Raw genomic sequence first — 25,276 nt, forward strand, 5'->3', positions numbered from 1 at the left:
AGCAGAACCTCTTTTCTCAACCCAAGAGAAAAGAGGTTCTGCTTTTAAGCAAGATTGGCTGGAGTTTACCTCCTCATGCTTCTTCCTTAATTCCCTCTTTGTTTGTTGAAGCAATCAGGTGATTCTCCTGCTGTTGAGGCAATGTAAAGGAGAAGCAAGTGCCTTTTCCTTTTTCACTCTCTACACTCATCTGTCCCCCATGTTTCTCTACAAACTCTTTGCAAAGAACTAACCCAAGGCCAGATCCTGCTTCATTATCAGTACCCAAAGAGGATGTTTTTAGCCCGATGTCGAACAAGTGGTTGATGGCTTTCTCAGAGATTCCTACCCCGTTATCACGCACCTTGATTTGCAGGAAAGGCGTTTCATTTTCTGGTGCAGGTAAAGAGTGGGCCTCAATAGCCACCGCTCCTTCCTGCTTGGTGAACTTTATGGCATTAGTGAACAGATTCCTGAAGATGGTGCCTAACAATTCTTTGTCTGCCCAGGCAAACAAGTGAGCGGCAACCTGGTTCTGAATGGTAATGTTCTTGCTGCTTGCCATGCCCTGCAAAAAGTCAATACTCTCCTGCACTTGTAGCCGCAGGTTTACAGAAACTGGCTGAAAAGGAATCTGCTCAGTTTGGCTTCTGGCCCACAGCAGCAGGTTCTCCATCAGCTTAGAGGTATTCTGCAGGCTTTTGTGCAGCAACTGTGATAAATGCCTGCTCTTTTCCTCTGAAAGAACAAGGCTACTGTCGGCCATCATTTTTGAGAGCTGAACGGTAGACTGAAGGGGGCCGCGCAAGTCATGAGACACAATAGCAAAAAGCTTATCCTTGGCAGAATTAGCCTCAGCCAACCGCTGCGAGGACTGGCGTAAGCTTTGGTTGCTTTTTTCCAGTTCTGTTTTCTGGGCTTCAATTTGCCTGTCTTGCCTATAATTAAGCATGTTGCTGCGCCAAAGCACCCAACTGAGTCCCCACCCAAGGGTGGCCGCTGAAATTCCATTGACCTGCATGGTCAACAACAGCGCTTCATTGGGTTGGGTATAACTAAGCCCCAGGTAAAAGATGGCATAAGAGATCAGGAACAGGAAAAGCGTCTTCAAAGGCCTTACCTGCAAGACCAAAGCCGGCGCAATGCACGAAACCAGGAAGGCATTGATGGAGGCGTTAACCAATTGGTCAATGGAGGCCAAAATAGCCCCGAAAACCGGAACAATCAGAAACATGACAGTCCCAAGTGCCTGGGTTACTTTATTCTTCCTAACTGGATTCTTTTTTATCCAAAAGGTAAGACCAGCAATACAGGCGTTGAGGATTAAGAAGGAAGCATGAGCATAAATAATTCCCTTTTTCCAAAGGTACTCGGTAGCACTTCCCTCCTTTAACTGAAGATAGAATAACAAGACGTGGGCAGCACTAACAGGTAAAATCAATAAAGAGGTAAAAGAGATCCGCTGAAGGTTGATCTGATTAACTTCGGTCTGAAGAATTGATTTGTCTGTTTGAGAAAGGAGGAAATGTTTCCTGAAGTATTGCCTGAAATCCATTCTTCTTTGCGCTTCTTCTTACTACACCAGGTTTGGAAATAGGCTTAAAAGAAGAATTTTATGCAAGTTAATTGAAAGCAAGCACATCGCCAAGGTTGATATCTGCTGTCACATTGAAGTCAAAATGGAGCCGCTTTCCTTTGTGAACAGACGGTTAAGTTTTACAAGATGAAACTTTCCTATTTTCGACTTCTCAGGTATACTGAAGAATATAACCCTCTACTTTGATCCGTTTCTGAAAATTTTTACCGGAAACAGACGATAGTCATTCAGGTTAATAGCATACAGACACCCTTCCCAATGAATGACAGGCACCACACCAGTGGGTTGGATGCCGTTGTTATTAGGGATGGTCACCAAGGCATTGCCCACGTAAGAAGTGTCTTGAAGCCCAGTACGGTTAGTAAGATGATTCAAAAAAGCTTCTTTCTGGTCTTTAGATGAGGTGAACCCTACCTCTCTAGGCACCAATTCATCTGACTTCCCCTCTGCGTAATAGATAACTTTCTCTACGGTATTGATGGAGATTTCTGGCAAATAAAGGCGCGGAACCGCCGTCTTGGCTTCGTCTGCATAGTAGAACCTGACCGAATTCTCAATCGGTTTTATCAAATCTGGCAGGTTGGCAATTTTTTCAAGACGCTTTAGTTTTTCAGCCTTAATCTTCTGCACGGACGTTTCCATAGAAGAACTTGCCTCAGAGGCTCCGTGGGTGAGCAGGTAATGTTTCTGGTGAACGTCAAGAATGGTAGTGAAAGTGGTAATGAAATGGTCTGTGTTCTTCAGGTGGAACATCTCCAGCTCGTGCGCCTTCTTTCTGGATACTAGATACGAATGAATGTTTCTGGTCTTCTCTAAAACCGCTTTCATTTTAGACGCCTGCGGGGTGCCTTTGTACCGGTGACTTAGTTCCTGCAAAAGGGCAAGTCGGCGGTTAGATTCAGCTATGTAGCCAATCTCTTCAATACCTAAATCTCCTGTGGCACCCACCACTACCCTTCTGCCCTTCTTTTTCACTCCAAACAAAGAGCGCATGAAATCCATCATTCAGAGAGTATCTTTTTAAGGTGGAGCGTTTCAATTTCAACCTTCAACTTTTCGGCTTTTTTCTGGTTTTCGAAGAAATTGTCCAGGTTGTTTAGGTACAAGTCTAAAAGGGCGTCCTGCTCTTGTGTCAGGATCCCGTTCAGAGCTTTTGATACTTCTTCAGCCATTATTCTATTTCAATTTTCTTGGACTTGCTTAAGGTGCCCAGGATTTTGCTGTTGAGTTCTTCCTGCACCAGCGCGAGCTCTTTTACGGCTTCGGCCCGTTTACGGCTGCCTTCTTCTGAGATCTTGATCACGGCATCCAGGGTTTCCACCATGTCTTTGTTTACCTTTTTGAGGGTGTCCACGTCTACAATGCCCCGCTCGTTTTCCTGCGCGGCGGTCACCACGTTAGTTTTGAGCAACTGTGAATTTTTTAAGAGCATCTCATTGGTGGTATCAGTGACCTTTTTCTGGATTTCCAGGGCTTTCCGCTGTTTCTCCAGTCCCAGGGCAATGGCCACTTGCTGGCGCCACACCGGAATTACGGTCACAATGGAGTTCTGGATTTTCTGGGCCAGCACATCATTGGTAGTCTGGATCATCCTGATCTGCGGCATAGACTGCGTGGCAATGGTATGCGACAAGGTGAAATCATGCACCTTTTTCTCTAAACGGTCCTTAAACGCCACCATATCGGCGAGCCGCTGCACTACCAGTTCATCCTGTCCGCTGCTTTCCACCTCAGACTGCAATTGTGGTATAAGCTGGTTCTCGATCTCATCAATCTTCATTTTGCCGGCGGCAATCAGAGAGCGCACCTCATGGATGTACTCCACTACCTGCTTGAACATCACCTCCAGCCCGGTAGTATCTTTCAGAACGCTTTGGCGGGTTTTCTCAAGTTTCACCACCACATCATCTACGTTCTCAGACACCGAGTTGTACTGGCTGGCCAGCTGCTGGGTCTTGTTCTTGATCTTACCCACAAACGGCAGGCGCGAGAAGAAACCCGGTTTCTCGGTTTCGTCTACCTTGATCATGTTGATTTGGGTCAGTAACTCGTTTATGGCGGCACCGGCGTCACCTGAGTCTTTGGCTTTGACCTTGGTGAGGAGTTCATTGGAATAATACCCCAGTTTACGCTGCGTCTCTACCCCAAAGGAGCTGAGGCTTTCCGGCTTGGTGGGATCTATGGTCTTAGAGATTTCCAGGGCTTTCTGCTGAACCAACTCTTTGTTTTCTGACAGGGTAATTTCCTTATTTTCCATAGTGCTTAGTTTATTCCGATGTGGGGTTTCTGTTCGGTGTCTAACTCTTTTACAAACTCTTTGAGGTTAGCATGGCGGCCGTTGACCTCATACCATTCTATTTCATTTTTGGGCAGGTACTCCCCTAACAAGTCATACACCTCCTGCAGCATTTCAGCTTTCTTTCTGGTCCTAAAAACCGGGTTCTTGTAGTATGCGCTCAGGTATTCCACTTTCACCTGCCCACCCTGCGTTACCGCCAGTTCTTTCACCTCTACCACCAACTCAGACGACTTCTGGTTGTCGGTGACAATGGTTTTATAAACCCCTTTCTTCTCGTCCTCCAGAATGGCAGCGGCCCTGCTCTGGAAGTCCCGCAAGGCTTTCTGCAACTTTAAGTTGGGTCTGATGCGGTGGCCATAAATATATCCTAAGAACGCGGCCAATATAAATGCGAATACGAATGCCATAGTTGTGGTTGTTTTTTCTAAAAACGCAGAAACTGCTCCATTCTATACGCACGCTCAAATCAAAATGCCAAGGTTCTTCAATCCGGGTCACTCAAAGTTTTTGATACTCAAAAACACAGCACCTACCAAGCCCATCGTTTATCACCTGTTTTTGCTATATCTGTCGCAAAACGTCCCTAATACTTACTAATTCTTTCTCTATTTTTAGTAGCAATGCTATGTACTCTGCGTTGACCTAGGCACAAGGTAAACAACTGGTTCATATTTCACTGACTTCCATAAAAAGAAGCACTAGCATTGGGTGTAATCAGGTTGAGTTTTGGAAGAGGGAATTGGGTTAGCTTTTGCAGCTAAAGGATGTCCTTCAACACCTACATTGCCTTTGCTCCGTATTTGTTTTACCCTTTCTCTCGGGCTGGGAAGGCTAACTTTTTAAATACCTATCTTTGCCGAATACCACCCAATCAAGATGATCCAGAATATCCTAAACACCCTAAAGATTGCCAGCCTGAACGAGATGCAGGAACAGACGCTGGCGGCCGCTCAGAAAAGCGATGTCATCTTGTTATCGCCTACGGGGTCTGGGAAAACCTTGGGGTATTTGTTGTCGGTGTTGCCTCGGCTGAAGCCCGAGGTTCAGGAAGTGCAGGCACTCATTTTGGCTCCCTCCAGAGAGCTTGCCATGCAAATTGAGCAGGTCTTCAGAAGCATGGCCACCGGCTTCAGGGTAGACAGTCTCTACGGCGGACATGCCACCAACCCAGAGAAACGCAGCCTGACCAATCCACCAGCTCTGCTAGTGGGTACTCCCGGCCGGATTGCCTATCACCTACGGGAAGAAAACTTCTCCACCGCGGCCATCAAAACCCTGGTCCTGGATGAGTTTGACAAATCTTTGGAGTATGGATTTCAGGAAGACATGGCCTACATCATTGGACAACTCAGAGAGGTAGACAAACGCCTTTTAGTTTCAGCCACAGCTATGCCGCAGGTTCCTTCCTTTACCAAACTTAAGAACCCCATCACTGTGAACTTCCTGCAGGAGGCAAATAATGCCCCGGATTTGCAGGTGAAGGCCGTAGAGGTACAGAAAGGAAACAAGATGTCGGCTCTTATGGGTGTGTTATGCTCAATTGGAACCGCTTCCAGTATGGTTTTCTGCAACCAACGCGACACGGTGGAAGCAGTAAGTGATTTCCTGCGCGACAAAGGCCTTCCTCATGGCATCTTCCACGGAGGCCTAGAGCAACCAGACCGGGAACGCACCCTCATGAAGTTCCGGAACGGCACCTACCGCACCTTAGTAAGTACTGATCTAGCTGCCCGGGGCCTGGACATTCCCGAGGTGGAATTTGTTATCCATTTCCAGGTGCCTGATCAAGAAAATTTCACGCACCGCAATGGCCGCACCGCCCGCATGAACGCAAAAGGCACCAGTTACCTGCTCCTACAACCCGGTGAAAAGCCGCCTTACCTTCCCAAGATCCCGCCCTTGGAGAACTTGCCAGCCAAAGCGGTCTTGCCTCCTCCTTCACCCTGGGAAACCATTTACATTAGCGCCGGCAAAAAAGACAAGGTCAACAAAGTAGATATTGTAGGCTGGATGCTGCAAAAAGGTGGCTTAGACAAATCTGAGCTGGGCCGGATAGAACTGCTGGACAACGCCGCTTTCGTGGCCGTTTCTAAAAAGAAGCTTGAAAAAGCAGTTCAGCTCCTACAAAATGAAAAGCTGAAAGGGAAGAAAGTGAAGATTGAACAGGCCTCTTAAAGCCCCCATTATGTACAAAACTGCCCTTCACTTTGGTCTACTAAAACCATAGCGAAGGGCAGTTTTGTATCAGGTCTATGGACCTATTTATAACACTTCGGGACTCAGTAAATCTTTGGAAATTCAAAGTACAGACTCTGTCAACAGATCCTATTTCCATCCCCCTTTTTCAAAAGGAACATAAAAACGTTTCACTAAAAAGAAAGAACCTACTTTAGCAACTTCTCTTCCTTCAACCAGTCAAATATAATTTGGTCCACCGGCGAAACTTTATCCCGGTCAGAATAGCCTAGCCATACTACTTCTTCTATCTCGTTTGCGGGTTGGATGTTGCCCTTGTACGCTCCGGTATAACACGTCATTTTCACCTCCACTCCTTCTGGATGACTATCGGCTTGGGCCTGAAACGTCCCGAAGTAATTTACCGTCTCTTCTACCAAATCTACTTCCAGCTCCTCCTTGATCTCCCTGGACAAGGCCGCAAAGTCATTTTCATCTGCCTCCCGCTTTCCACCCGGAATATAGTACTTCGTACGGCCCACACTACGCGTACTCAATATTCGCCCATCATGGATTTCAATCCAGGCTAGTTTATCTATGGTTTTCATGGAAGAAAATTTTGGTAAGCTTTAGGATGAATATACACAAACTACCCTAATGTTTTCTCATGGGGGAAGTACTTTTTCAGAAGGTGCTCTTCTCTTGCCACCTGAACAAAGAAAAGCGGATTTGAACCTGCTTTTGTGAAATTACCCTAAAAGATAAACCTGTATTTGCTTTTACCTACGGGAAAGTAATAGACCCGCATATTGGAGAGAACGCCTAAGAAGAGGTACCTTCCCAAAAGGTATTATTTCACTTATCAAAAATAAAATTTTACTTTTTCTAGGTAACCTTGAACTAATGTCTACCTTTGAGGGTAGTAGATGTATAATAAACAATATCATGAATCAAGGAACAGTAAAATTCTTCAACGACTCTAAAGGGTTCGGTTTTATCAAAGACAACAATTCAAATCAGGAGTACTTCGTACACGTATCTGGCTTGGTAGATGAAATCAGAGAAAACGACGAGGTAGTCTATGATCTTCAAGAAGGAAGAAAAGGACTAAACGCCATCAACGTAAAACGCGCTTAGTCTTTAGACATAAAGACATAGTACAAAAAAGCCTCTCCGATTGGGAGAGGCTTTTTTTATGCTCTAATGTGAGGACGTTTTTAGTTCTGTTTTCAGAAAGCTGGTTAGAGATATCTAAAAAAACTAAGTCAGGAAACACCAAACACATACTTCTCCATAAACTCATTCCGGAACTTCCCTTCCAGGTCATGATGAAGAAGCAATTGCCTGAAATCCTCCATTCTCTCATACTGCGCCTGCAACACCTTGGGCTCCATGGTAAACAGTTTTCCCCAGTGCGGCCGCGCATTGAAAGGAGCTAGCTTCTCCTCAATGAGAGGCAGCAGTTGCATCACCACTTCCTCATCCTGTTTCCAAGTAAAGTGAAAGGCCACAGTAGTTTGCTTGTATTGTGGACTTAGCCACAACTCATCTGCCTTAATGGTTCTGATTTCTGACACAAAGAGATGCGGTGAGATCTTCTCGTGCAGTGATTCAATTGCCATAATGGCTTCATAAGCATGCTCAATGGCCACAAAATATTCACTCTGCAACTCTGCCCCTGCACTCGGTTTGAACCCCATTTTAAAGTGCGGCAAACGCTCGTACCACTCACCAACTTCTCCCAATTGCTCAGTCGTATTCTCCGCAGATTCACTCTCAATAGGGTGCAACTTTTGAGTAGCCAGTTTTGCTCCAAACACCTCAGGTTCAATAATGGCCGGCACATCCTCCTCTACTTTACTCTTTACCCAAACCTGGTTAATGTTTTGGTTTTCCCAATGGGTAAACAGGCTCACGCTATACCCTTTAGACATGATTTCTACAAAATGATCTTGCAATGCGCGCATGGGTAGATTGCGGTACACCACTTGCGTCATTTTGAAGGAGGGCACCAGATCAAGGGTAATCTTAGTTACTACTCCCAAGCCTCCAAGCGCTACTACTGCTCCGTTGAACAATTCTCCATCCTTCTGCCGGGACATAGTTACCTGTTCACCCGCAGCATTTACAAATTCAATCGCAGAGACAGAAGTAGCAAGATTGCCGTTTTGTATTCCAGAGCCGTGGGTGGCTGTGGAACAGGCTCCAACTACTGTAATGTGCGGTAAGGAAGCCATGTTAGGAACTGCATAGCCATGTTGCTGCAGAACTTCGGCTAATTCTCCATACCGCATCCCTGCTTCTACGGTGATTTTAAAGGCTTCTTTGTCCAGTGAAACAATTTCGTTCAAACTCTGAAGCGAAATAAGAGTGTCCCTACTGTCAGCGATTGTGTTGAAGGAATGCCTAGATCCTAAGGCTCGTTGGTTTCCGCCATTATTTACCAAGATTTGTATCTTACCGGTAGATTTAGGGAAATGCACCTTCTCGGCACTGTAAGTAAGATTACCAGCCCAATTAGTAAAACTCTTCGGCTGAGAGAAGGAAACTTTCCCCTTTTTCCAGTGAGCTGAGAAAAACCTTGACAAGAATACACCACCTGCAACAGCGAGAGAGAATGAAATTAATGCTCTTTTAACCATGGACAACTTATTGATAAGTCAATATAGACAAAGAGCTGTATCATTCCTAAACATCGTACCCATTCGTAAGGGAACTTGAGGATAAGGAGTAATTTGGATGGATGGTTCTACCCAAATCTTAAGAATTCAAGAGGTAGTAAATAAATTACATTAGCAAGTAGCTATCTAAGAAAGTGAACCCATATAAGGTGGTGGCGATTGGTACCGTTATTTAGGATGGTGTACCTACTAGTGAGGTAAATTAAGTTCTGAAGATAGACTGAAAAGATTTTTACATAGCAGATGCTTATTGAGAACTTTATTAGAACCAACAAGCAAAAATCAAATTGGTAAACTAACATTTTACATAAAGCTTAAAAAACGCAAAATTCTTTGCTTTAAAATGAAATATGTTCTAAAAGGAAGGCTATTTAACGATGAACCAAAAAATAAAAAAACAACCCCAAGGTAAGAACCAATTGTAACGCCTAATTGATTACCTAATATAAACAAGCAAATGGCACCTAATAAGCTTATATAGAATGGTACTAACCCATTGCGCTTTTTCGCACCCACAAAAAGAGCGTAGAGATTAACTCCCGTTATTATACCAAATATGGGTAGTAGCCATGGGCTGTAAGGAATGGATTTAAGACTCGCAATTCCAAACACACTTAGGTAAGCCGCCCAACAAGCAGGACATTTTGGAAAGAAGGCAATAACAATGGGCGGAACAACATTAATTACATTCTTAGAAACTTTAATGGTAATGGCAGGTAAATTTATATTTACATTAGACTTTTTTAGCAGTTCTTTAACAGCTTTTATGACTTCCGCTTCATTCCACTGTAAGTGAGTAAAACACTGGGCTATTTTGCCTTCTTTATTTAATAAGAATAGCTCTATTCTGTGGTTATTCACAATAGAACCGGCATAATTTACTCCAAGGTTGAAATACTGCTGAAGTCTTTCGTTTATTTTTCCCTCTGCCCTAAAAAAACGATTTTGATCGTCTATTTTGAAGCCCCTTATTTCTGCATACGCATTTAATCTTAAGGGCAAGTCATAAGCTGGATCGTAAGTAATGGCAACCATTTGCAGACTTGCACCCAAGTCCTCTTATGCTAAAGCTTCCTGAAGTTGCACTAGTCTAGTAATTGTTAAAGAACATTTATTTGGGTTATCGCACCGGGTGTAAAAGAAGGCTACAATTGTTGGGGCTCTATGAAAGAATTTGTTAAAGGCAAGTTTCTGCCCATTTTGATCCTCTAAAGTTAATTCTGAAACATCTATTTCGCTTGTATGGGTATTCAAACAATTGGTAGAATTACTTAAAAAGCTATAATCACAACAGCTATCCATTACATTTCGATTATCCTCCTTAATGCAATAAATAGCTTTTTCGAGTTGTAGTTTTATGTCTGAATTAATATGATTTAATTTACCATCCCTTAACTGCTCAAGTTGTGCAATAGCAACTTTGGCGTAGGCCCCAAGCCATTGAAATGTAGTAAATATTTCATTTAAGGCTGTGGTATAATCTTTTAAAGCTCCCTTTGGTTTATATGATGCAAAAGAAATCCCATCATCCATGCCCCAAATATTTCGGATAGCCTTCAAAAGAAAAGGCACTACTTGTATACTTGGGTTCTCCATACCCCTTAGGGCTTTAGCTGCGGCGGCAACACTATAGGCTTTACGGCTACTTTCCAACTCCTGTAATACATAAACTAAGGCATCCTTAGGTAGGCCAACCTGTTCAAAAGCGGCCAGAATATATCCTCTCATTCGGATAACTTGGTTTGTGCCCCGGTTTTTATATAAGGGGTGTTGTTCCGGCAATAATCTTACAAGTAAATCTCTTTTTTCCGGAACAAGCAGTATCCTGTCAACAAAGGCCGCAAACTCTTCTTCTGGAGTTTCGCTGTTGTAGCTTTTGATAGCTGAGGCCAAATCTTTAAAAACCGGCATTACTACTTATTTTTCTTGATTTGTTCAGCAGCCGATTTGTACTGAGAATAAACAGCTTTAAAATTTGGGGATGCTATTTGCTGTTTGGCGTTCTCGAGCTTATGTTTAAATTCGGAATCATTCAGCGCATTTGTTTCAACAGAATAAGTTAGGGTATTCAACATAGCCGTTTTCAATTCCTCATCCTCGTTCTCATCCAAAATAATTGCTTTGGCATAAGGCTGCGCATCGCCAGGCAAAACTGTTTCCAGGGCTACTGCACAAACATGCCGTGTTTCGGGGTCTACTGTAGGGTCCTGTAGGTTCTGCAATAATAAATCTCTTGAATCCGGATCAGCAGCCAGATTGCGTAGTGCTTCTTTTTTACTGCGGACATTAGGAGGATTTTCAGCAATTTCACGGAGAATAGGAAAGTGCTCCGCATGCAAATCATAAGATAAAAGTTGTATAGCTACCTCGGGCGGAGTAATTTCCTTATCCGGTTCTTTTAAACCCTCTACCAGGCGCGACTGTATATAGGAGTCATTGTTCATTGCCAAATGCTCCATCGCCGATTGCTTTAGTATTGGATCAGCTGAATCTATTAAATCCCGTAAAGCGTTAAGATAAGCTGGTCTTTTAACCGGGAAAATGGAAGAACTAAAGCTACTGGCCTGTAAAACAGTTAATGCCGCTCTTCTTAATTTTACCGGTGCCGATGCATCCCTTAAAATAACAATAACCTCATCCATTAATTTTTCATTACGGCTTACTTCATTAATCAACCCCTCCAATATCGCCGCCCTAAGGTCTTCCGGTTGTGTATCATCATGTAAAATTTCCATACCTTTTCGGATGTGCTCTTCTTCATTAAAAGTTCCGAAGTTTTTAAAGGCCTCTAGCCTGTCCTGAAGAGATTTGGAGGCATCAAAAAAAACCTCAGTTGATCCGGCCATTCTAGCTTGAGCATCTTCTAATTGTTTCCGATATGCACTTTTATAATCAGTCATAATAATTTTCGTTTAGAACCTAAGCAACCTGGCCTGGGTGGTCAAATGGTACATCATCGTAAGCAAAACATAAGTTCGAAGCAAGGTTGTGTTGCCCCTGATAATCAATCATACTTTTTAAGTCCGGATTTAGACCAGGTACTTGCACAATTGGTGAATCAGGAAATGTTCCTCTGGGTCCGGTAGTGGGCCTTGGTGCAATAAAATCTCCATTCCAGGGCCACATGGTATCATCTGTAAAATTTCCAATGCCAAATTCCCCGGCAGTTCCGGTGTTCCCATTTCCTTGGTGCGGATAAGCATCCTGACTAGAAAAATCAAATCGTTGTCCATCCATCACCCATTGCCACTTTGCCCATAACCGGTCTACATTAGCATGTAGCATAAAAAATAGTGGATCCGCTGGCGCCCTGTCAATTTCAGAAACAGGACCATCAAAGCTCAGGTGGGCTCCGCCATGGGGATCCCCCTCCATTCTTCTAAATATTCTAAATTGACTTCCAAGGCTAATAGTTTCCATTTCATCATTTTGAACCATTGCTGCCTTTTCATTGCGTGTATCAAAAAAAGGCACTCTTCTTATTCTGCCGGTTCCTTGTCCGAAAATTGTTGGCCGCCAATTTATTAAGGGATTGGTATTACTAAATTCTATCAATCCTGTACGATCAGGTACTCCTACAAAATCTCCAGAAAACACATTTGGTGCAGGTTTATCAAAGCGCCAGTAAGGTAGTGTAACGCTAGGGTCTATTTCCTGCAGTTTACGCTCAAAATCTAGTAAATATGCCCGATGCCAAACCAGGAACGAACTTCGTCTATGAATTTCCGGATCAGCCTGAGCAGTATGCATGTTTTGAAAATCAACATATCTGCCAAGTTGGGTCAACCGGACAATGGCCGCAAGATACCGGTCTCTTTCAGATGGGGTAAGGGTATTTGCATCTTTTCTGACCCGCACCATTAAAGCTTTGCTGCCAATTTGCGCGGACGAGCTCCTATCAATTACCGCAATAATACAGTCCTTATCTCTGATGCTTGCGTGGCCTATTCCGGTATTCCGGTCAAACTTTCCGGCTATATAAAAACTTACCGGATCTCCGCTACCGCCAGTTTCCAATTCAATTGAATTGGAAACTGGGTCAGTTAAATGTTGTTTAAAAACAACCTGACCACCCGTAGCAGCATTAACATTTTGGAGAACCACGCGTTTATTAAGTCCATCGGTAGATGAAATGGTGCATCTGGATGGAGTCCAGGTTATGTAATCCGCATCTGGATTTACAGAATTGCCTATCAGTATTTGAACGCTCATCTGGATAAATTTTAATATTACATAACAATAAAGGTTTACCTATTTGATGATTATTTGGACCACCTCCACAGTGGGCAAACCATCTATACTTTGAATACTACAAAAAGGGTAATAAACATAGTTACCTGAAGAAAGCTTTACCGTAACATAATCATTTCCAACTTTAAAAATCTTACATTTCGTTAAAGATTTATTATTCACGATAACGATAATATTACTTTTCAAATAAAGATTAAGCACTTCTTTAAAAGAAGTGGGTGTTTGCTGTATTATCAATTTTAGAGAAGACCCAAAATCAAATAAGTTTAAATTAAACAGTGAAATTAATCCTGAAATCAAAAAACAATTTAACATAGGTTTCCACCCTCATAAATTTATAATTAATACACTTTGTGTCTTTACAACTAATTATCTGTAACATAATCCATGTAAACTTCAAACTTAGTTAGAAATACTAATTATAATTAATTTATTAAGTATCGAAACAACTTACATAAACCTGAGTAAAACATGTTACAAATTTTACCAAATTTAACTACTTATTCAGGGATTTTCTTTTTTACTTCATAATATACTCAAAGTATAAATCTTTGGTTTTAAAGTAATTAATATCAAACAAAAATAATTGGCGACTTACATAACAAAGGAATTTATAAGAACAAATTCCAACTATTACTTTCAACTTACTGATCTAGATTTATATTTTCAAGAATTAGCAACTAACTTTACTATTTATTAATCAAAAAAACTATAAAGGCTCAACAAACCCCTTTTTAGCGTAAACTGCCAACATTTTCCCTTCGAGCTTCCTAGAAGAACGCCTTCCAGGTTTCAATGTTGCTTGTAAATTAACAGTAATATATGTATCGAAAGCGGTTTTTGAACCCATATTAATTTGATCAGAAATGCTCGCTGTTAGATTATAACTTTTATCCCGTTCAAATGCATTAACAGTTGCACTTTTCATAATAAAATTTGACGCATCTTTACTTAGAACAGTAAAATTTATTATTACAGCTGCCCTTACATTATCAAAACGGATAGTATCAGAATATGAAATTTCATTGGCTTGCTTCCATTCACCTTGTAAATCAGTGGGCAAATCCCATTCCCTTGTAGCTAAGATATTTGCAGAATCATCAATATTATCCCTTATTTCAGATGCCTGGTTTCCATCAATGGCATGGATCTCTGAAGTTGACTTTGTCTCTTCTGACTGGACAGATGATTTATTACAACTTAAAAGCATTACAAATAATAAAAAAGATAAGCGAGATTTATTTTCTGGTTTCATAAAGATCATTTATAACTTAACTACATTGATGAACAGCATTTGAATAAAAAAGAAAAATCATTATAATTTATAAGCCTAGGATTCCTTTAATTACTAGATGGCTAAGAATAAATTTTTTTGAAAATTACCTACTATTTGATGAATATTTTAAACCTTGCTTCAATTTCATTTGCCTTTAAGCCTTTAATGACATAGTTCTTCTTACCAACTATCTTTTTACAGTTAATAACTACTTTGCCACCTTCTTTTCCTGAACTTTCAAAGTCAAATACTGTCTTATCCCCAAACTCAATAGCATTAGCATATATTATCAAATCATTAGCCCCGATTTTAAAGGTCCCTTTTAACTTTCCATTGTTAACTGCATAATATTGATCTTTATCAGTTCCAGTTATCTCTCTAGGTACACAAGCTGTAAACAAACTGATTAAGGCTATAAAAACAATATTTACTTTCATTAAGCTTTACTTTTTGGTGTTAATATTAAAGTTTAAGCCCAGGTATAACTTAGGAGTTGAATCGAATTTCCACCTAATTAGGTTTTGCAATTCAGCATCCCCACCAGTAATAATATCTCCTTCTTTCTTTTCTGATAATTGCCTATTCCAAGTAAGCAGTCCTCCAATTGAAAAAGTAATATTATAATCAGGAAGGTTAAAGCATAAACCCGAAAGGAACATTGGATAATTTTGGCCTGCTGCAACGCCAAACTGAAGACCAGGCAAAAAATGGCTATTCCTTATATTTGGAAAAAGATTTAAACCAGCTCCAAAATTAAAATAGTCCTTTTCTTCTTTGGTTTTAACAATTGTAGCATTTCCACTAGCATCATTAGCTGTACTAAATTGATTATAATTCACATCAGTATAAAACCCACCTGTAGATGCTACCAAAATTACATTGCGTATTCGTTTAACTGAAAAATTTCTATTTATAACAGATTTTTCTTCTACTGTAACTAAACTTGGATTATTTTTATTAAAGGTTAAATGATTTATTTTTAGGCTTATAGTCTGAAAATTTTTTCTATCGATAGGAAGGCTTTTTATAAGCTGATAGTATTCACCTTCCCAGTCGTTCGAATTTTGATAGGCCTCTAGTTTTTTATAACAGTTCAGCAATTCTTCCTGCTGCTTTTTTCTTTTGGCAAGAATGTCTTGATATTTTTTGAGAAGACCCCGCAAATGGACAACAACTAGATTTCTTGCAAAATCATGTTTATTTTTATCAAAGCTCCTTTGGTTATTTGGATCCGAAAAGCTGATACTATCAACATTAATAATTTCTTCAGGATGATCAATCTTGTCGGTTACATCGATAATTGATGTCTCCATTGATGATATTAAATATGCTAATGATGTAGTTACCTCTTTTTCAACTATTCTTCCATTTATATCCTTTAAATTATCCTTTAATGAAGCTATAGTTTTTAATCCTTTCATTTCTTCAAAAACTTCTAAGCTTGTCGTTTCAAATGAATTTTGCATAAAAGCCTCTTCCGCACTAATCAGAATATTTAACAATTCCTTTTTAGTTTCAGGTTTTGAATACAAGCTTAACTCATCCGAATTCAACCAAAGATACAATTCTATTGTCTCCAAATTTTGAAGGGATTTGAAATCCTTTATTTCTGTTGCTGTCTGCCCTAATTGTGTAGGGGAATGAACAAACACCATCTGATTTCCCCCTTTTAATATGTCACCAAATGCTGTATTGATATTAGTACCTGAAGCAGATGGCAATCCAGCTAATAATGCGCCGGTAGCATTCAAAGCAGTAATAAAATTAGAAGTAGCATTATTTAAATCCTCATCTACTTCTTCTTTAGTTTCTACATTTACCTTATATACTAAAGGATTTAAAAATTGTAACCAAATATTCACATAGGAAGATTTAGCGGAGAGATTAGAATTATTTCGTAATACTTGTTTTTTTAAACGATTATCTTTATAAGATAAATCTTTAAAAAACACTATATTAGTATCACCGCTAATGGATAATTCAAGTGCCAAAATATCATCAATCCTTTCTGATTCTACATTCTTAATGATATAGTCTTGAGCATTTGCTTTATTTATAAATAAACAAAAGCAGAAAATTAAACAAGTCGATTTATAGAGATTTATCATATTAAAAATTGGTTACAACAATACATTCTTAGTTTAAATAATAATTTTATGTTTATAAAATAATTCATAAACTTCCTTTGTATAATAAAAAACAGGAAAGTTTAGATAAAGAATAAATTCAGTAGCCTATGGAGGCATTGGCCCTCGGTAGGTAGTATCACGAACTTCTTGACTCCATAGTTCTTTAGAAGTTTTAAGGTCTAATGCACGAACTTTTAATGGTTCTTTTTTTAAACCCTCCTTAGTTCTTATAGTATAAGGCTGGGTTTGATAAATTACAATGTTATCCTTTACAATAAAGTTTACAAATGGAAAAGGGCTTTTAAATTCTCCTAACTGCTTTTTACTATCGCGCTCGTAAATTCTCAAAGTGTATCTTCCTGATACCGCATTGTTATTTGTGGGTTGACTTACTAATATATGCAGGCCATCTGCTGATATAAATTGGGGACTTGAGCTTCCTGAAATAAGCTTTGAAGAAAAAGAAGCTTTATTCTTTAGGCTATTTAAATTATTTAATTCAGCAGGTTGATCTATAGGAGTTGTTTCACCATTTGAAAGCTTTAACCGAAAAGCACCACTTTTAATATTTGTTAATGAAGTATCGCCTTTAGGTAAAGTAAAATTTATTTCCTCTTGGGCAGGCATTTTACCTCTCGTACGTTCCAGCACGCCTCTTTTAATATTTCTGCTTTTGTCAGGTTCGACAAACTGCCAGGCCACTATTAAATCATTGTTAACCAGATACGAATTAGCAACAAACTCACCTTTTGATGACTTTATAACAGAGGCGTTTACATCAGAAGGCAGTTCCTCTTGAGCGGAAACTATTGTATGGCCATTTGCAGGGTTTAGTGCAACTATTTTTAGGTTGTTGTCTGGTTTCAAATTTTCAACTTGGCTTATTAAACGTTTTTTTACAACTCCTAAAGGCTTTGTTGCTGCTGCTGTATACCACATCTTTTCACCAGTTGAAAGTTTTACTGCTTCAATACCCCCATTTGGGCTCATAATAAAAGCACGACTTTTATTCGGTTCTATAATTACACCAGGAAAAAGTTCAAATGAATTTTGTTTACTTGACTTCTGAATATTGACATCTTCCACTATCAAGGGCTTATTAGTTTGATAATTGGTTCTGTTTACCAGATTACCATGCACCAGTAAAGGTTCCGGGAATTTTAACGTGAATGCACCTCTACCTAACGTTCCAGCCAGCAAAATTCTATCAACAGCATCATACTCTAAGCTCATTACTGGCACCTTAGGAAGCTTTGCACCCAGTGAAGTCCAATCCGTGTAGTTTGAACCAGAAGCCATGTAAACTCCATTCTCGGTTCCAATTATAATTGCTCCTTCAGGAGTATGATTGCTATAGGTAATGGAAAAAAGTTCTCCAGGAGAAAATTTGGGTAAGTTGCCGGTGATTTCCGTCCATGAAGTATCGCCGTTTGCAGTGTGGTAAACTCGGGTAAAATCAACTACAAAAGCAGAATTGGGATTATTTGGGTCAATTGCGATACCAGCTACCCAACCACCGTTATAAGAAGTTGATCTTCTTAATGGCTCTGGGGAAGCAGATTTCCTTATATACAATGAGTTTCCTGACCCAACATATAGTACCTCTGGATTTCCAACTGCACCATAAGCAATAGAGCTAGTGTAAGTTGCGTTTACTACAAGCCTTTGGCCATGTTCATCAAAAATCTCTTCAGCAAAAGCTCCTTCGTTAAACGACTCATAAACAGAATGTTCACCACCAATAATCATGCGGTAAGGCTCAACATTGTTTAGCTTTATAGGAGTATATAATCTCCCAATAATTGAGTCACCGCTTGTTGAAGTTGGAAAAATTGTATATGAAAGCTGCAAATTATTTTTAGCATCAAAAATATCGCGTACTAAAAAAAACTTATTATTTTGCTCCAATTGACTTGAGAAACGTGTAGAGGTATCCGGCACACTAAAATCATTAATCGCTACTACCCCACCGTCGCCCAATAAAACACTGTTCCACTTTACATTATTAGGTTGTTCCTGTTCTGAAGAACCTGTATCTTGCGCTCCACCAATGATAGTATTTGTATTTGCATCCCAGGCAATGGAATGGAACTCCGTTGTTTGAATATTACCGTTCATGGAAAACCAGTCGCCTTGGTTAGTTTGTGGGCTCGTCCTACGGTAAATTCCCCCATCATTAACCTCAATAAGTACACCATTGGCTGCTATAGCCATATCTCTTGAGTCTGCATGAGGCGCACTGTTATTTCTAGTTCCACCTCCAGAAGCTCCTAATAGGTTCGAATGGGTAAGATGTACCCATTGTTTGTCCAAAGGCTTAGATACATCTCCTCTAAATAAAAGTCCAGTATATTCCTTTGCACCTATGGAATTCCCATTTGTGAAACCTTGTGGTCCAGGTTCTTGCCTATCACCTCCTAAATATACAATATCAGGACTTTTAGGATCTGCTATAAGTGAGAAATGTATATTCCCCTGTCCTCCTGGATGTAAACCTCCTTCAGCCGTTTTAGGTAATGACACAGTCTTCCATTGAAAATAATTTTTATCAGAATAAAAGAAGCCTACCAAAGCATAGGGTGGTCCTTTTTCGAGGGATGGTGTTACAACTGCTACAAAGATATTCTTACTGCCCCCCACTGAAATTTTGATATTTGCAGCATCGGCTATCATATTATCCATGGCAACATTGCTTATTTTGCTCCAGGTTGTTCCAAAGTTCAAACTCTGGTAAATACCTGCTTTTCCTGCATTGGTAAATAAGCGCTTCGGATTGGTGGGATCTGAAGTAAGGCCAAAAGATGCACCAGAAGGAAGGCCAGTTTCTTTTAATCGGCCAGATACTTTCCTCCATGATTTACCAGTATTGGTACTCCGCCAAATGCCTACAAAGGCTGTGTCTAGATAATTAGCTGATTTATATGATTTATTTACAGAAATAAGAATTGTATCTCCACGAGAGGCGACACCTGATATATTTAGATTATTCAGAGTATCCTTACCATTTATAGCAATCCAGCTTTTGCCATTGTTTGTGGTGCGCAGCAAACCTGAGAGAGCGCCACCTATATTCTCAAAACTACTGAAACGACCAATACCAGCTATAAGAGTTCGATGTGTTGGATCCTTGGTATCATATTCCAAAGCACCTATCGATAAGGAACTTTGATTATCAGTATTAGTTTCCCAAGTAGGTTTTGCTGCCATTGCGTTGCTTGTTTTCCATATTCCACCGTTAACGGTTCCCACAAAAACAACATTGGAGTCGGTAGGATGTACTGCAACGGCATTAATGGCACCAGATACCTCTCCATCTTTAATGTTTTCTACTTGACCATTAATAGTAGGACCTGGGGCATGAGGCATCCAAACCATCTGTTGCGCTTTGACCCTACCATTAAATAAAAGTAACAAAATAAATAGAGCTCTTAATATTCTCCATCTATAACCTTTTAGCTTTATTTCTACTCTAGTCATCAATTAAAATCACTTATTATTTTGCGATTTTATTCTTCAACCTCATTCCTCAGCTTCAACGTAGTTTCAATGTATTATTATAGATTTGAGGCCCATTGGCTAAATGTTCTGGAAATCTTACTCTCCCAATCTTTTTAAAATTGCTCCTTTAGCAGAATGCACATGCAACTTCTCATAAATATGTTCCAAGTGTTTCCGAACTGTTTTGCTCGCAATAAATAATTCTTCTGAAATTTGTTTTACTGCCAATCCACGCTTCAAACACTCTAATACTTCTTTTTCCCGCTTACTAAGGACATCCAAAGCCGCTATTGTTGGTTTAGGCATTACTTTTTCCCCCTTCAAATAACTTAGTACCATACCAGCTAAGCTTGGTGAAAGTGGCAACCCCCCGTCCAACACATCATAGATAGCATTAAGCAACTGGTAGGGCTTAGCATCTTTTAACAGGTACCCTGAAGCACCTGCCTCCATAGCATTAAAAAGTTTTTGCTCGTCGTCCATCACTGTCAGCATTACAATCTTCAAATCCGTACATTTTTGCTTAGCTAATCTGGTGGCTTCAATACCATCCATATCTGGCATTTGTATGTCCATGAATATTACTTCCGGTATAATACCTTTTGCTAATGTTTGTAACAGTGTCAGCCCATTTGGTACTTCAAATAGCACTTCTACATCTTCGCTTAACGCGAGCTTATCTCGAATATCTTGCCCCAATTGGACATTGTCTTCCACTATCCCGACGGTAACTTTTTGCATCCAAATTAGATATAGAATTTGCTCTATAATTGAAAGGTACAGTGTAAAATTCAGCTTGTAAATACGTCAAATGACGTATTTTAAGCACTTAAAGGGAGTATAACCTTGATGCAGGTACCTGAAGCAGTAGAATTTATAAGGAAAGTGCCTTTTACTTCCTCCGCACGTTTGCGCAAGTTAGTAAGTCCAAAACCGTTTGTTGAAGAAGAAGCATGCAAGCCTCGTCCATTATCTTCAATGGTAAGAGATGCATTTGCTTTTGATATTTGCAACGTCACACATACCTGCGATGCTAATGCATATTTTAGCGCATTGTTAGTACCTTCTTGAGCAATGCGTAATAAGTGCATTGCAACTAAAGGCTCCACCACTGATTTATCCTTATTATGATACAAATTCCAATTGAGGTTTGGCACCTCACGGTCTTCCCAAATCTTTAGCAACAATCCATGCATTCGCCCCCCTAATGCTTCGCCTGTGACCTGTTCCTGATCAAGTAGCCAGATTGTTTCTCTGAGAGTATGATTCATCTCCCGGGTGAACTCACTTAGGCGGAGAAGTTGCCTAGAATCTGGTATTTTATGGTAAGCAAGTAATTCTAGACGTGAGATAAGGTGAGTGAGTTGAGAACCAAATCCATCATGTAAGTCACGCCCCAACTTTTCACGCTGGACCTGCAACTCTTTTTCCAAATGGACTGCTTTCAGTTCTGCGTCACGCTGTTTTTGTTCGGCTTCTACTAAGGATTGTAGCAATACATTATAAGAACTAAGTATTTCTACCTTTCTAGTTAAGTATTGGATATGATAATTGGTCCAACTGAGAATATTGCTCAGCATGTTAGCTACAATCATAATATATTAAATAAAATATTATATTGTTATTTCAAGTATATAAGCAAGGAGCATGCAGAGCTTCTTAGAAAAAGCTTCTGAAACGGGAAGAAGAAAAACTTAAGATAGGTAAATAGCCATTTATGACTGTAAAATAGTCGGGCGTTTACCCTTGATGATTACTAAAGAGATACTATTTTATATCAAGTCTTAGTGTTTATACTAAATAGATTGGAATTACTTTTTTTATATTTTCTTTGTCACTAAACTAAAAGAACAATACTTCACCTTCAATACTTACTATTAAGTATTTATACAGAAGTGTAAGGTTAAAGCAAAAAAGGCCTTCGTAGAAGTACTACGAAGGCCTTTTATAAGAAGAAATAAAAAGTAAGTAATTGTGAGTTTAGAAGCTTACTATCAAATCCTATAATAAAAGAATCACAATCTTTTTGACTACAAACTTCTTGTTAATCAAAGACTATTATCAAGCACTACGCCGCCAACCGTTGCAAAATCACTTTACAAGGCTCTTTTGAAGTCACCTTCACCATATGGTTCTTATGCAACGGAATGGCAAAGAAATCTCCTGGCTTCAACGAATTCACCTCCCCATCAACGGTTATGTCACAGCTGCCTTCCAAAATCAGGAAGCGCTCGTGTTCATCATGGTGAATTTCCTCCTCGGCTATGCCTTTGAGCCAGACAATGGCGGTGGTTACACTGGGGGTGTAGCCAATAATCTTCACGTAAATATCCTCGGCATCAGGAGCTAATTGCATATCATCCCGGGTATACCAGGTGGCGTAATCCTCTACTTTAGACGTAGGGGTAAGTTCTGGAGGGGAAGAAACGGGCTCTCCATTTTTCATCCGCTCCATGTAATCTATGGTTGCCAGTACAAGTGGTTTAAGTGTGCTGGGCGGTTCTACAGCATGAGCCAAGGCATACGCTTCTATGCTTTGACGAATGGCGTCGATCTCTTTGCGGATCTCAGGGTGAGCGGAAGCCATTTGCTCTACCTCCTGCGTTTCTTCTGGCGTAGTGGCGTCCATGACGTACAGCTCTAAAATCCCGGATTCTATGTAGTCTGTAATGGGGTTCATGCTGTTCTTTCCGCTCCTATGTGTTTGAAGGCCATTTTCAAGTGGCTCTTAATTTGTGTTTCTGATATCCCGAGGGCTTCAGCGGCCTGTGTACAGGTATATCCTTTCAGGTAGATTAAATCAATGATGGCTTTTTCCTGAGGTTCTAATTGGCAAAAGGTTTCTTTCACCTTGGCCTCCTCTACTTGTTTGGCTCGCTCTTCTTCCTGCCGGACAACAGCATCCTTTTCAGTGGTATGGAGCAGGTTTCCGTACATTCCGGTTTTTTTCGCCTCCAAGGCAATGCCTCTGGCCATAGCCAATCCCCAGGTCAGGAACCCGGATTTGGAAGGGTCATAGATATGGATGCGGGACCAGATGGCTAAAAATGTTTCTTTTAATACTTCTTCAGCCACATCGGTATGCTGCACAATACGGGTGATCATGCCCATTAATACTGGGGCATACGTATCATACAAAAGACCAAAAGCTTCTTGTTTTCCTTGCCGAATGGCTTCTATGAGGCGCTTCTCGCTTTCTCCCCCTATCCTACTTTCCACCATAAAACTCGATTAGCATAGATCTACCTCTTTGAAACCACTTCAGGAGATTTGACCCTAAGATACAGCAAGGCCACGGCTTACGCAAGTGGCTAAATAGAGGGTAAAGAGACTATTCTGTTTGATTCATTTTTAGGGGTACTTTTTAAAAACAGGAAGGAAAACCTTCTGCTTTAGTAGACGAATCTCAACCTACTTAGGTAATTGCAGCACGTACTCTTTTCCCGGAGCCACCGTAAGTTTGAAAGCTTTAATCCAGGGGTTGTACAGGCGCAGGGTTTTGTAGTTGGTGCCCTGGTCTTTGGCATATTGAGCCAGATCTGGAATAGTAGAAGTAACCTTCAACGTACGGGTAGGCAGTGGATCATAACCTTGTTCTTTGGGTAATTCAAAGCCATACTTTTGAGGGTTGCCCAGCACCTCTTTCAAGGCCAAAATGCGGAACATGTACCGTGAAGTCTCATCGTTCAGGTACAGATCATAGTAAGAATCTACCTTCTGTTTTTCCAGGGCACGGTCTATGCCTCCCACCCCCCGGTTATAAGCAGCAGCAGCGTTGGTCCAGGAACCGAACTTCTTTTTGGCCGACTTCAGGTACTTACAGGCGACCAGGGTAGATTTCTCCACATGGAAACGTTCATCCACCTCAGCGTTTACCTGAAGTCCGTAACCCCTGGCCGTATCGGGCATGAGCTGCCAGAATCCTGAGGCACCAGCCGGGGACGTTACCTGGCTAAACAAGCTTTCGGCGAGGGAGAGATACACGAAATCGGCGGGAATGTCATTTTCCTTGAGTAACCGTTCAATCTCGGGTTGGTAGCGCTGCATTCGCTTTAAACCCATTAAGGTAGTCGCCTGCAGATAAGAATTTACCAGTAATTCCCTATCCAAACGCTCCGCCACATCAGGGACATCTAGCGGCACTGGTTCTCCGGCAAAAGACATAGTAGTAGGCAAAGCAGGCGCTTTGATGACTCTTCCGTTCGTAAAGCTGGCCCCAGTGTCTCCTCCTGCAGCGGCTCCCCCACCTGGTATAGATTGCTGGCTGCACAGGTTCAACGTGATGGCTAGAAAGCCCAATCCGCCCAAGTATTTCCAAATGTTATCTGTCATGATCTTCTCCTTTCTGGCTGATTCCGGTAAAAGAATAACCCATCTGAGCACACTTTTAGTCTATCCCACAAATCAAACTACACCTATTTACGTGCTTCCTCCCCTGTAGAGTACAAGATACGTTCCAAAAAAATCAGATGCCACCAGAGACAGTCACAGTTTTGAGTCAATTTGGCTTTAGGGTACTTCTTCAGAAATGAGGTAAAAACCTTGTTGCCTACTTTTAAATGCAAGTCGGGTTTCTTTCAGAACCAAGTGAGTTCAAGGCTGAACCCTTCCGCCGAATACTTTAAATTAAACAGTCCTAACCTCTAGGCATTTAAGTTGAAGGCTTTCAAGCATATCTAAAAACATCCGGTTTCACCCGGAAATTGCGGGATGTTTCTTAACCCTTCGCTTACCCCAGCGTATAGACGTTGTAAATACTAACCAACAGAATAAATAATACTATGGCTAAGTTAAAAACATTAGAAGACCTGTTTGAGCATCAACTAAAGGACCTATACAGCGCTGAAAAACAAGGCGTTGCAGCGCTTACCAAAATGATTAAAGCTACAGAAGATCAAAAGCTGAAGCAAGCGTTAGAGACTCACCTGGAAGAAACCAAAGCCCAGAAAGACCGCCTGGAGCAGATCTGCGAGTTAGTAGGTACCAGCCCAGGACGCATGAAGTGCAAAGCCATGGAAGGCTTGGTAGAAGAAGGCGAAGAAACCATTGAGGAAGATGCTACCCCAGAGGTGAAAGACGCTGGCTTAATTGCTTCTGTGCAGCGCATGGAGCATTATGAAATTGCCGGTTACGGTACTGCCGCTCACTTTGCAGAGCGTTTAGGTCATGCTGAGGCCGCGAAACTTCTAAGACAAACGTTGGAAGAAGAGCAAAAAACAGACACCCTGTTGAACGACCTAGCGAAAAGCTACATCAACGAGAAAGCAGAATAGCTTCTGGTTGCCTATAAACAGGAAAGCCTGTTCCTCTTGGGGAGCAGGCTTTCCTGTTTATAGGCTATTTTCTAAAAACTACCCCAAAAATTATCTTCGCAGCACACAGGAGGTTACC

General features: G+C 40.8%; 23 protein-coding genes. 3 read left to right on the plus strand and 20 right to left on the minus strand.

Translation table 11 applies throughout. The features are described from left to right. Positions 1-73 precede the first annotated feature (73 nt). From DC20_RS00315 to DC20_RS00330, 5 genes are all read right to left on the minus strand, one after another. Entirely contained in the window at positions 74-1,213 is a 1,140-nt protein-coding gene (locus DC20_RS00315; RefSeq protein WP_169788138.1) for a sensor histidine kinase, read from the minus strand. Between the two features lie 540 nt (positions 1,214-1,753). Further along, a complete protein-coding gene (locus DC20_RS00320; RefSeq protein ID WP_062542006.1) occupies positions 1,754-2,581 on the minus strand; it encodes a hypothetical protein in 828 nt (275 codons plus the stop codon). Then, positions 2,578-2,748: a hypothetical protein gene (locus DC20_RS23025; protein WP_169788139.1), complete on the minus strand. Its 171-nt coding sequence runs from the start codon at positions 2,746-2,748 to the stop codon at positions 2,578-2,580. The genes DC20_RS00320 and DC20_RS23025 overlap by 4 nt, the downstream gene beginning before the upstream one ends. Continuing rightward, a complete protein-coding gene (locus DC20_RS00325; RefSeq protein WP_062542007.1) occupies positions 2,748-3,833 on the minus strand; it encodes a toxic anion resistance protein in 1,086 nt (361 codons plus the stop codon). Before DC20_RS00325 ends, DC20_RS23025 begins: the two co-directional genes overlap by 1 nt. A gap of 5 nt (positions 3,834-3,838) precedes the next feature. After that, positions 3,839-4,282: a hypothetical protein gene (locus tag DC20_RS00330; protein WP_062542008.1), complete on the minus strand. Its 444-nt coding sequence runs from the start codon at positions 4,280-4,282 to the stop codon at positions 3,839-3,841. A 469-nt stretch (positions 4,283-4,751) separates the two neighbouring features. On the opposite strand from DC20_RS00330, the gene DC20_RS00335 reads away from it, so the two are divergent. After that, positions 4,752-6,050, plus strand: a complete 1,299-nt coding sequence (locus DC20_RS00335; protein WP_062542009.1) for a DEAD/DEAH box helicase — start codon at positions 4,752-4,754, stop codon at positions 6,048-6,050. 209 nt (positions 6,051-6,259) lie between these two features. Here DC20_RS00335 and DC20_RS00340 read toward each other — a convergent pair whose 3' ends face one another. Further along, positions 6,260-6,658 (minus strand): NUDIX hydrolase, encoded by a 399-nt coding sequence (locus DC20_RS00340; protein ID WP_062542010.1) that lies wholly within the window; start codon positions 6,656-6,658, stop codon positions 6,260-6,262. A gap of 337 nt (positions 6,659-6,995) precedes the next feature. On the opposite strand from DC20_RS00340, the gene DC20_RS00345 reads away from it, so the two are divergent. Further along, a complete protein-coding gene (locus DC20_RS00345; RefSeq protein WP_062542011.1) occupies positions 6,996-7,187 on the plus strand; it encodes a cold-shock protein in 192 nt (63 codons plus the stop codon). Positions 7,188-7,315: 128 nt separating this feature from the next. On the opposite strand, the gene DC20_RS00350 is transcribed toward DC20_RS00345, so the two are convergent. The 14 genes from DC20_RS00350 to DC20_RS00420 form a co-directional block, all read right to left on the minus strand. Further along, positions 7,316-8,692 carry an FAD-binding protein gene (locus DC20_RS00350; protein WP_062542012.1) on the minus strand — a complete coding sequence of 459 codons (1,377 nt, stop codon included), beginning with the start codon at positions 8,690-8,692 and terminating at the stop codon, positions 7,316-7,318. Positions 8,693-9,034: 342 nt separating this feature from the next. Then, the gene (locus tag DC20_RS00355; RefSeq protein WP_157592992.1) at positions 9,035-9,784 is read right to left on the minus strand and encodes a thioredoxin domain-containing protein; all 750 of its coding nucleotides are present in this window, start codon (positions 9,782-9,784) and stop codon (positions 9,035-9,037) included. A 6-nt stretch (positions 9,785-9,790) separates the two neighbouring features. After that, positions 9,791-10,642: a thioredoxin domain-containing protein gene (locus DC20_RS00360; RefSeq protein ID WP_062542014.1), complete on the minus strand. Its 852-nt coding sequence runs from the start codon at positions 10,640-10,642 to the stop codon at positions 9,791-9,793. 2 nt (positions 10,643-10,644) lie between these two features. After that, on the minus strand, positions 10,645-11,631 hold the full coding sequence (locus tag DC20_RS00365) for a hypothetical protein (RefSeq protein WP_062542015.1): 987 nt from the start codon (positions 11,629-11,631) through the stop codon (positions 10,645-10,647). Positions 11,632-11,650: 19 nt separating this feature from the next. Continuing rightward, the gene (locus DC20_RS00370; protein WP_062542016.1) at positions 11,651-12,943 is read right to left on the minus strand and encodes a tyrosinase family protein; all 1,293 of its coding nucleotides are present in this window, start codon (positions 12,941-12,943) and stop codon (positions 11,651-11,653) included. Positions 12,944-13,691: 748 nt separating this feature from the next. Further along, positions 13,692-14,237, minus strand: a complete 546-nt coding sequence (locus tag DC20_RS00380) for a hypothetical protein (RefSeq protein WP_157592994.1) — start codon at positions 14,235-14,237, stop codon at positions 13,692-13,694. 131 nt (positions 14,238-14,368) lie between these two features. Then, the gene (locus tag DC20_RS00385) at positions 14,369-14,695 is read right to left on the minus strand and encodes a hypothetical protein (protein WP_062542019.1); all 327 of its coding nucleotides are present in this window, start codon (positions 14,693-14,695) and stop codon (positions 14,369-14,371) included. Between the two features lie 6 nt (positions 14,696-14,701). Continuing rightward, positions 14,702-16,366, minus strand: a complete 1,665-nt coding sequence (locus tag DC20_RS00390; RefSeq protein WP_062542020.1) for a hypothetical protein — start codon at positions 16,364-16,366, stop codon at positions 14,702-14,704. A gap of 126 nt (positions 16,367-16,492) precedes the next feature. Next, positions 16,493-19,864 carry a WD40/YVTN/BNR-like repeat-containing protein gene (locus DC20_RS00395; RefSeq protein WP_062542021.1) on the minus strand — a complete coding sequence of 1,124 codons (3,372 nt, stop codon included), beginning with the start codon at positions 19,862-19,864 and terminating at the stop codon, positions 16,493-16,495. 117 nt (positions 19,865-19,981) lie between these two features. Then, positions 19,982-20,626, minus strand: a complete 645-nt coding sequence (locus DC20_RS00400; protein ID WP_062542022.1) for a response regulator — start codon at positions 20,624-20,626, stop codon at positions 19,982-19,984. Positions 20,627-20,706: 80 nt separating this feature from the next. Next, entirely contained in the window at positions 20,707-21,480 is a 774-nt protein-coding gene (locus tag DC20_RS00405; protein WP_062542023.1) for a sensor histidine kinase, read from the minus strand. Positions 21,481-21,953: 473 nt separating this feature from the next. After that, positions 21,954-22,565, minus strand: coding sequence for a cupin domain-containing protein (locus tag DC20_RS00410; protein WP_062542024.1), 612 nt, complete (start codon positions 22,563-22,565; stop codon positions 21,954-21,956). Then, positions 22,562-23,107, minus strand: coding sequence for an RNA polymerase sigma factor (locus DC20_RS00415; RefSeq protein ID WP_062542025.1), 546 nt, complete (start codon positions 23,105-23,107; stop codon positions 22,562-22,564). The genes DC20_RS00410 and DC20_RS00415 overlap by 4 nt, the downstream gene beginning before the upstream one ends. Before the next feature lie 189 nt (positions 23,108-23,296). Next, entirely contained in the window at positions 23,297-24,217 is a 921-nt protein-coding gene (locus tag DC20_RS00420) for a lytic transglycosylase domain-containing protein (RefSeq protein ID WP_071885342.1), read from the minus strand. Positions 24,218-24,666: 449 nt separating this feature from the next. Here DC20_RS00420 and DC20_RS00425 point away from each other — a divergent pair, with 449 nt between their 5' ends. Next, positions 24,667-25,158, plus strand: a complete 492-nt coding sequence (locus DC20_RS00425; RefSeq protein WP_062542026.1) for a YciE/YciF ferroxidase family protein — start codon at positions 24,667-24,669, stop codon at positions 25,156-25,158. The last annotated feature ends 118 nt before the right edge of the window (positions 25,159-25,276 follow it).

Origin of the sequence: Rufibacter tibetensis (genome assembly GCF_001310085.1) — a bacterium.
GTDB lineage: Bacteria > Bacteroidota > Bacteroidia > Cytophagales > Hymenobacteraceae > Nibribacter > Nibribacter tibetensis.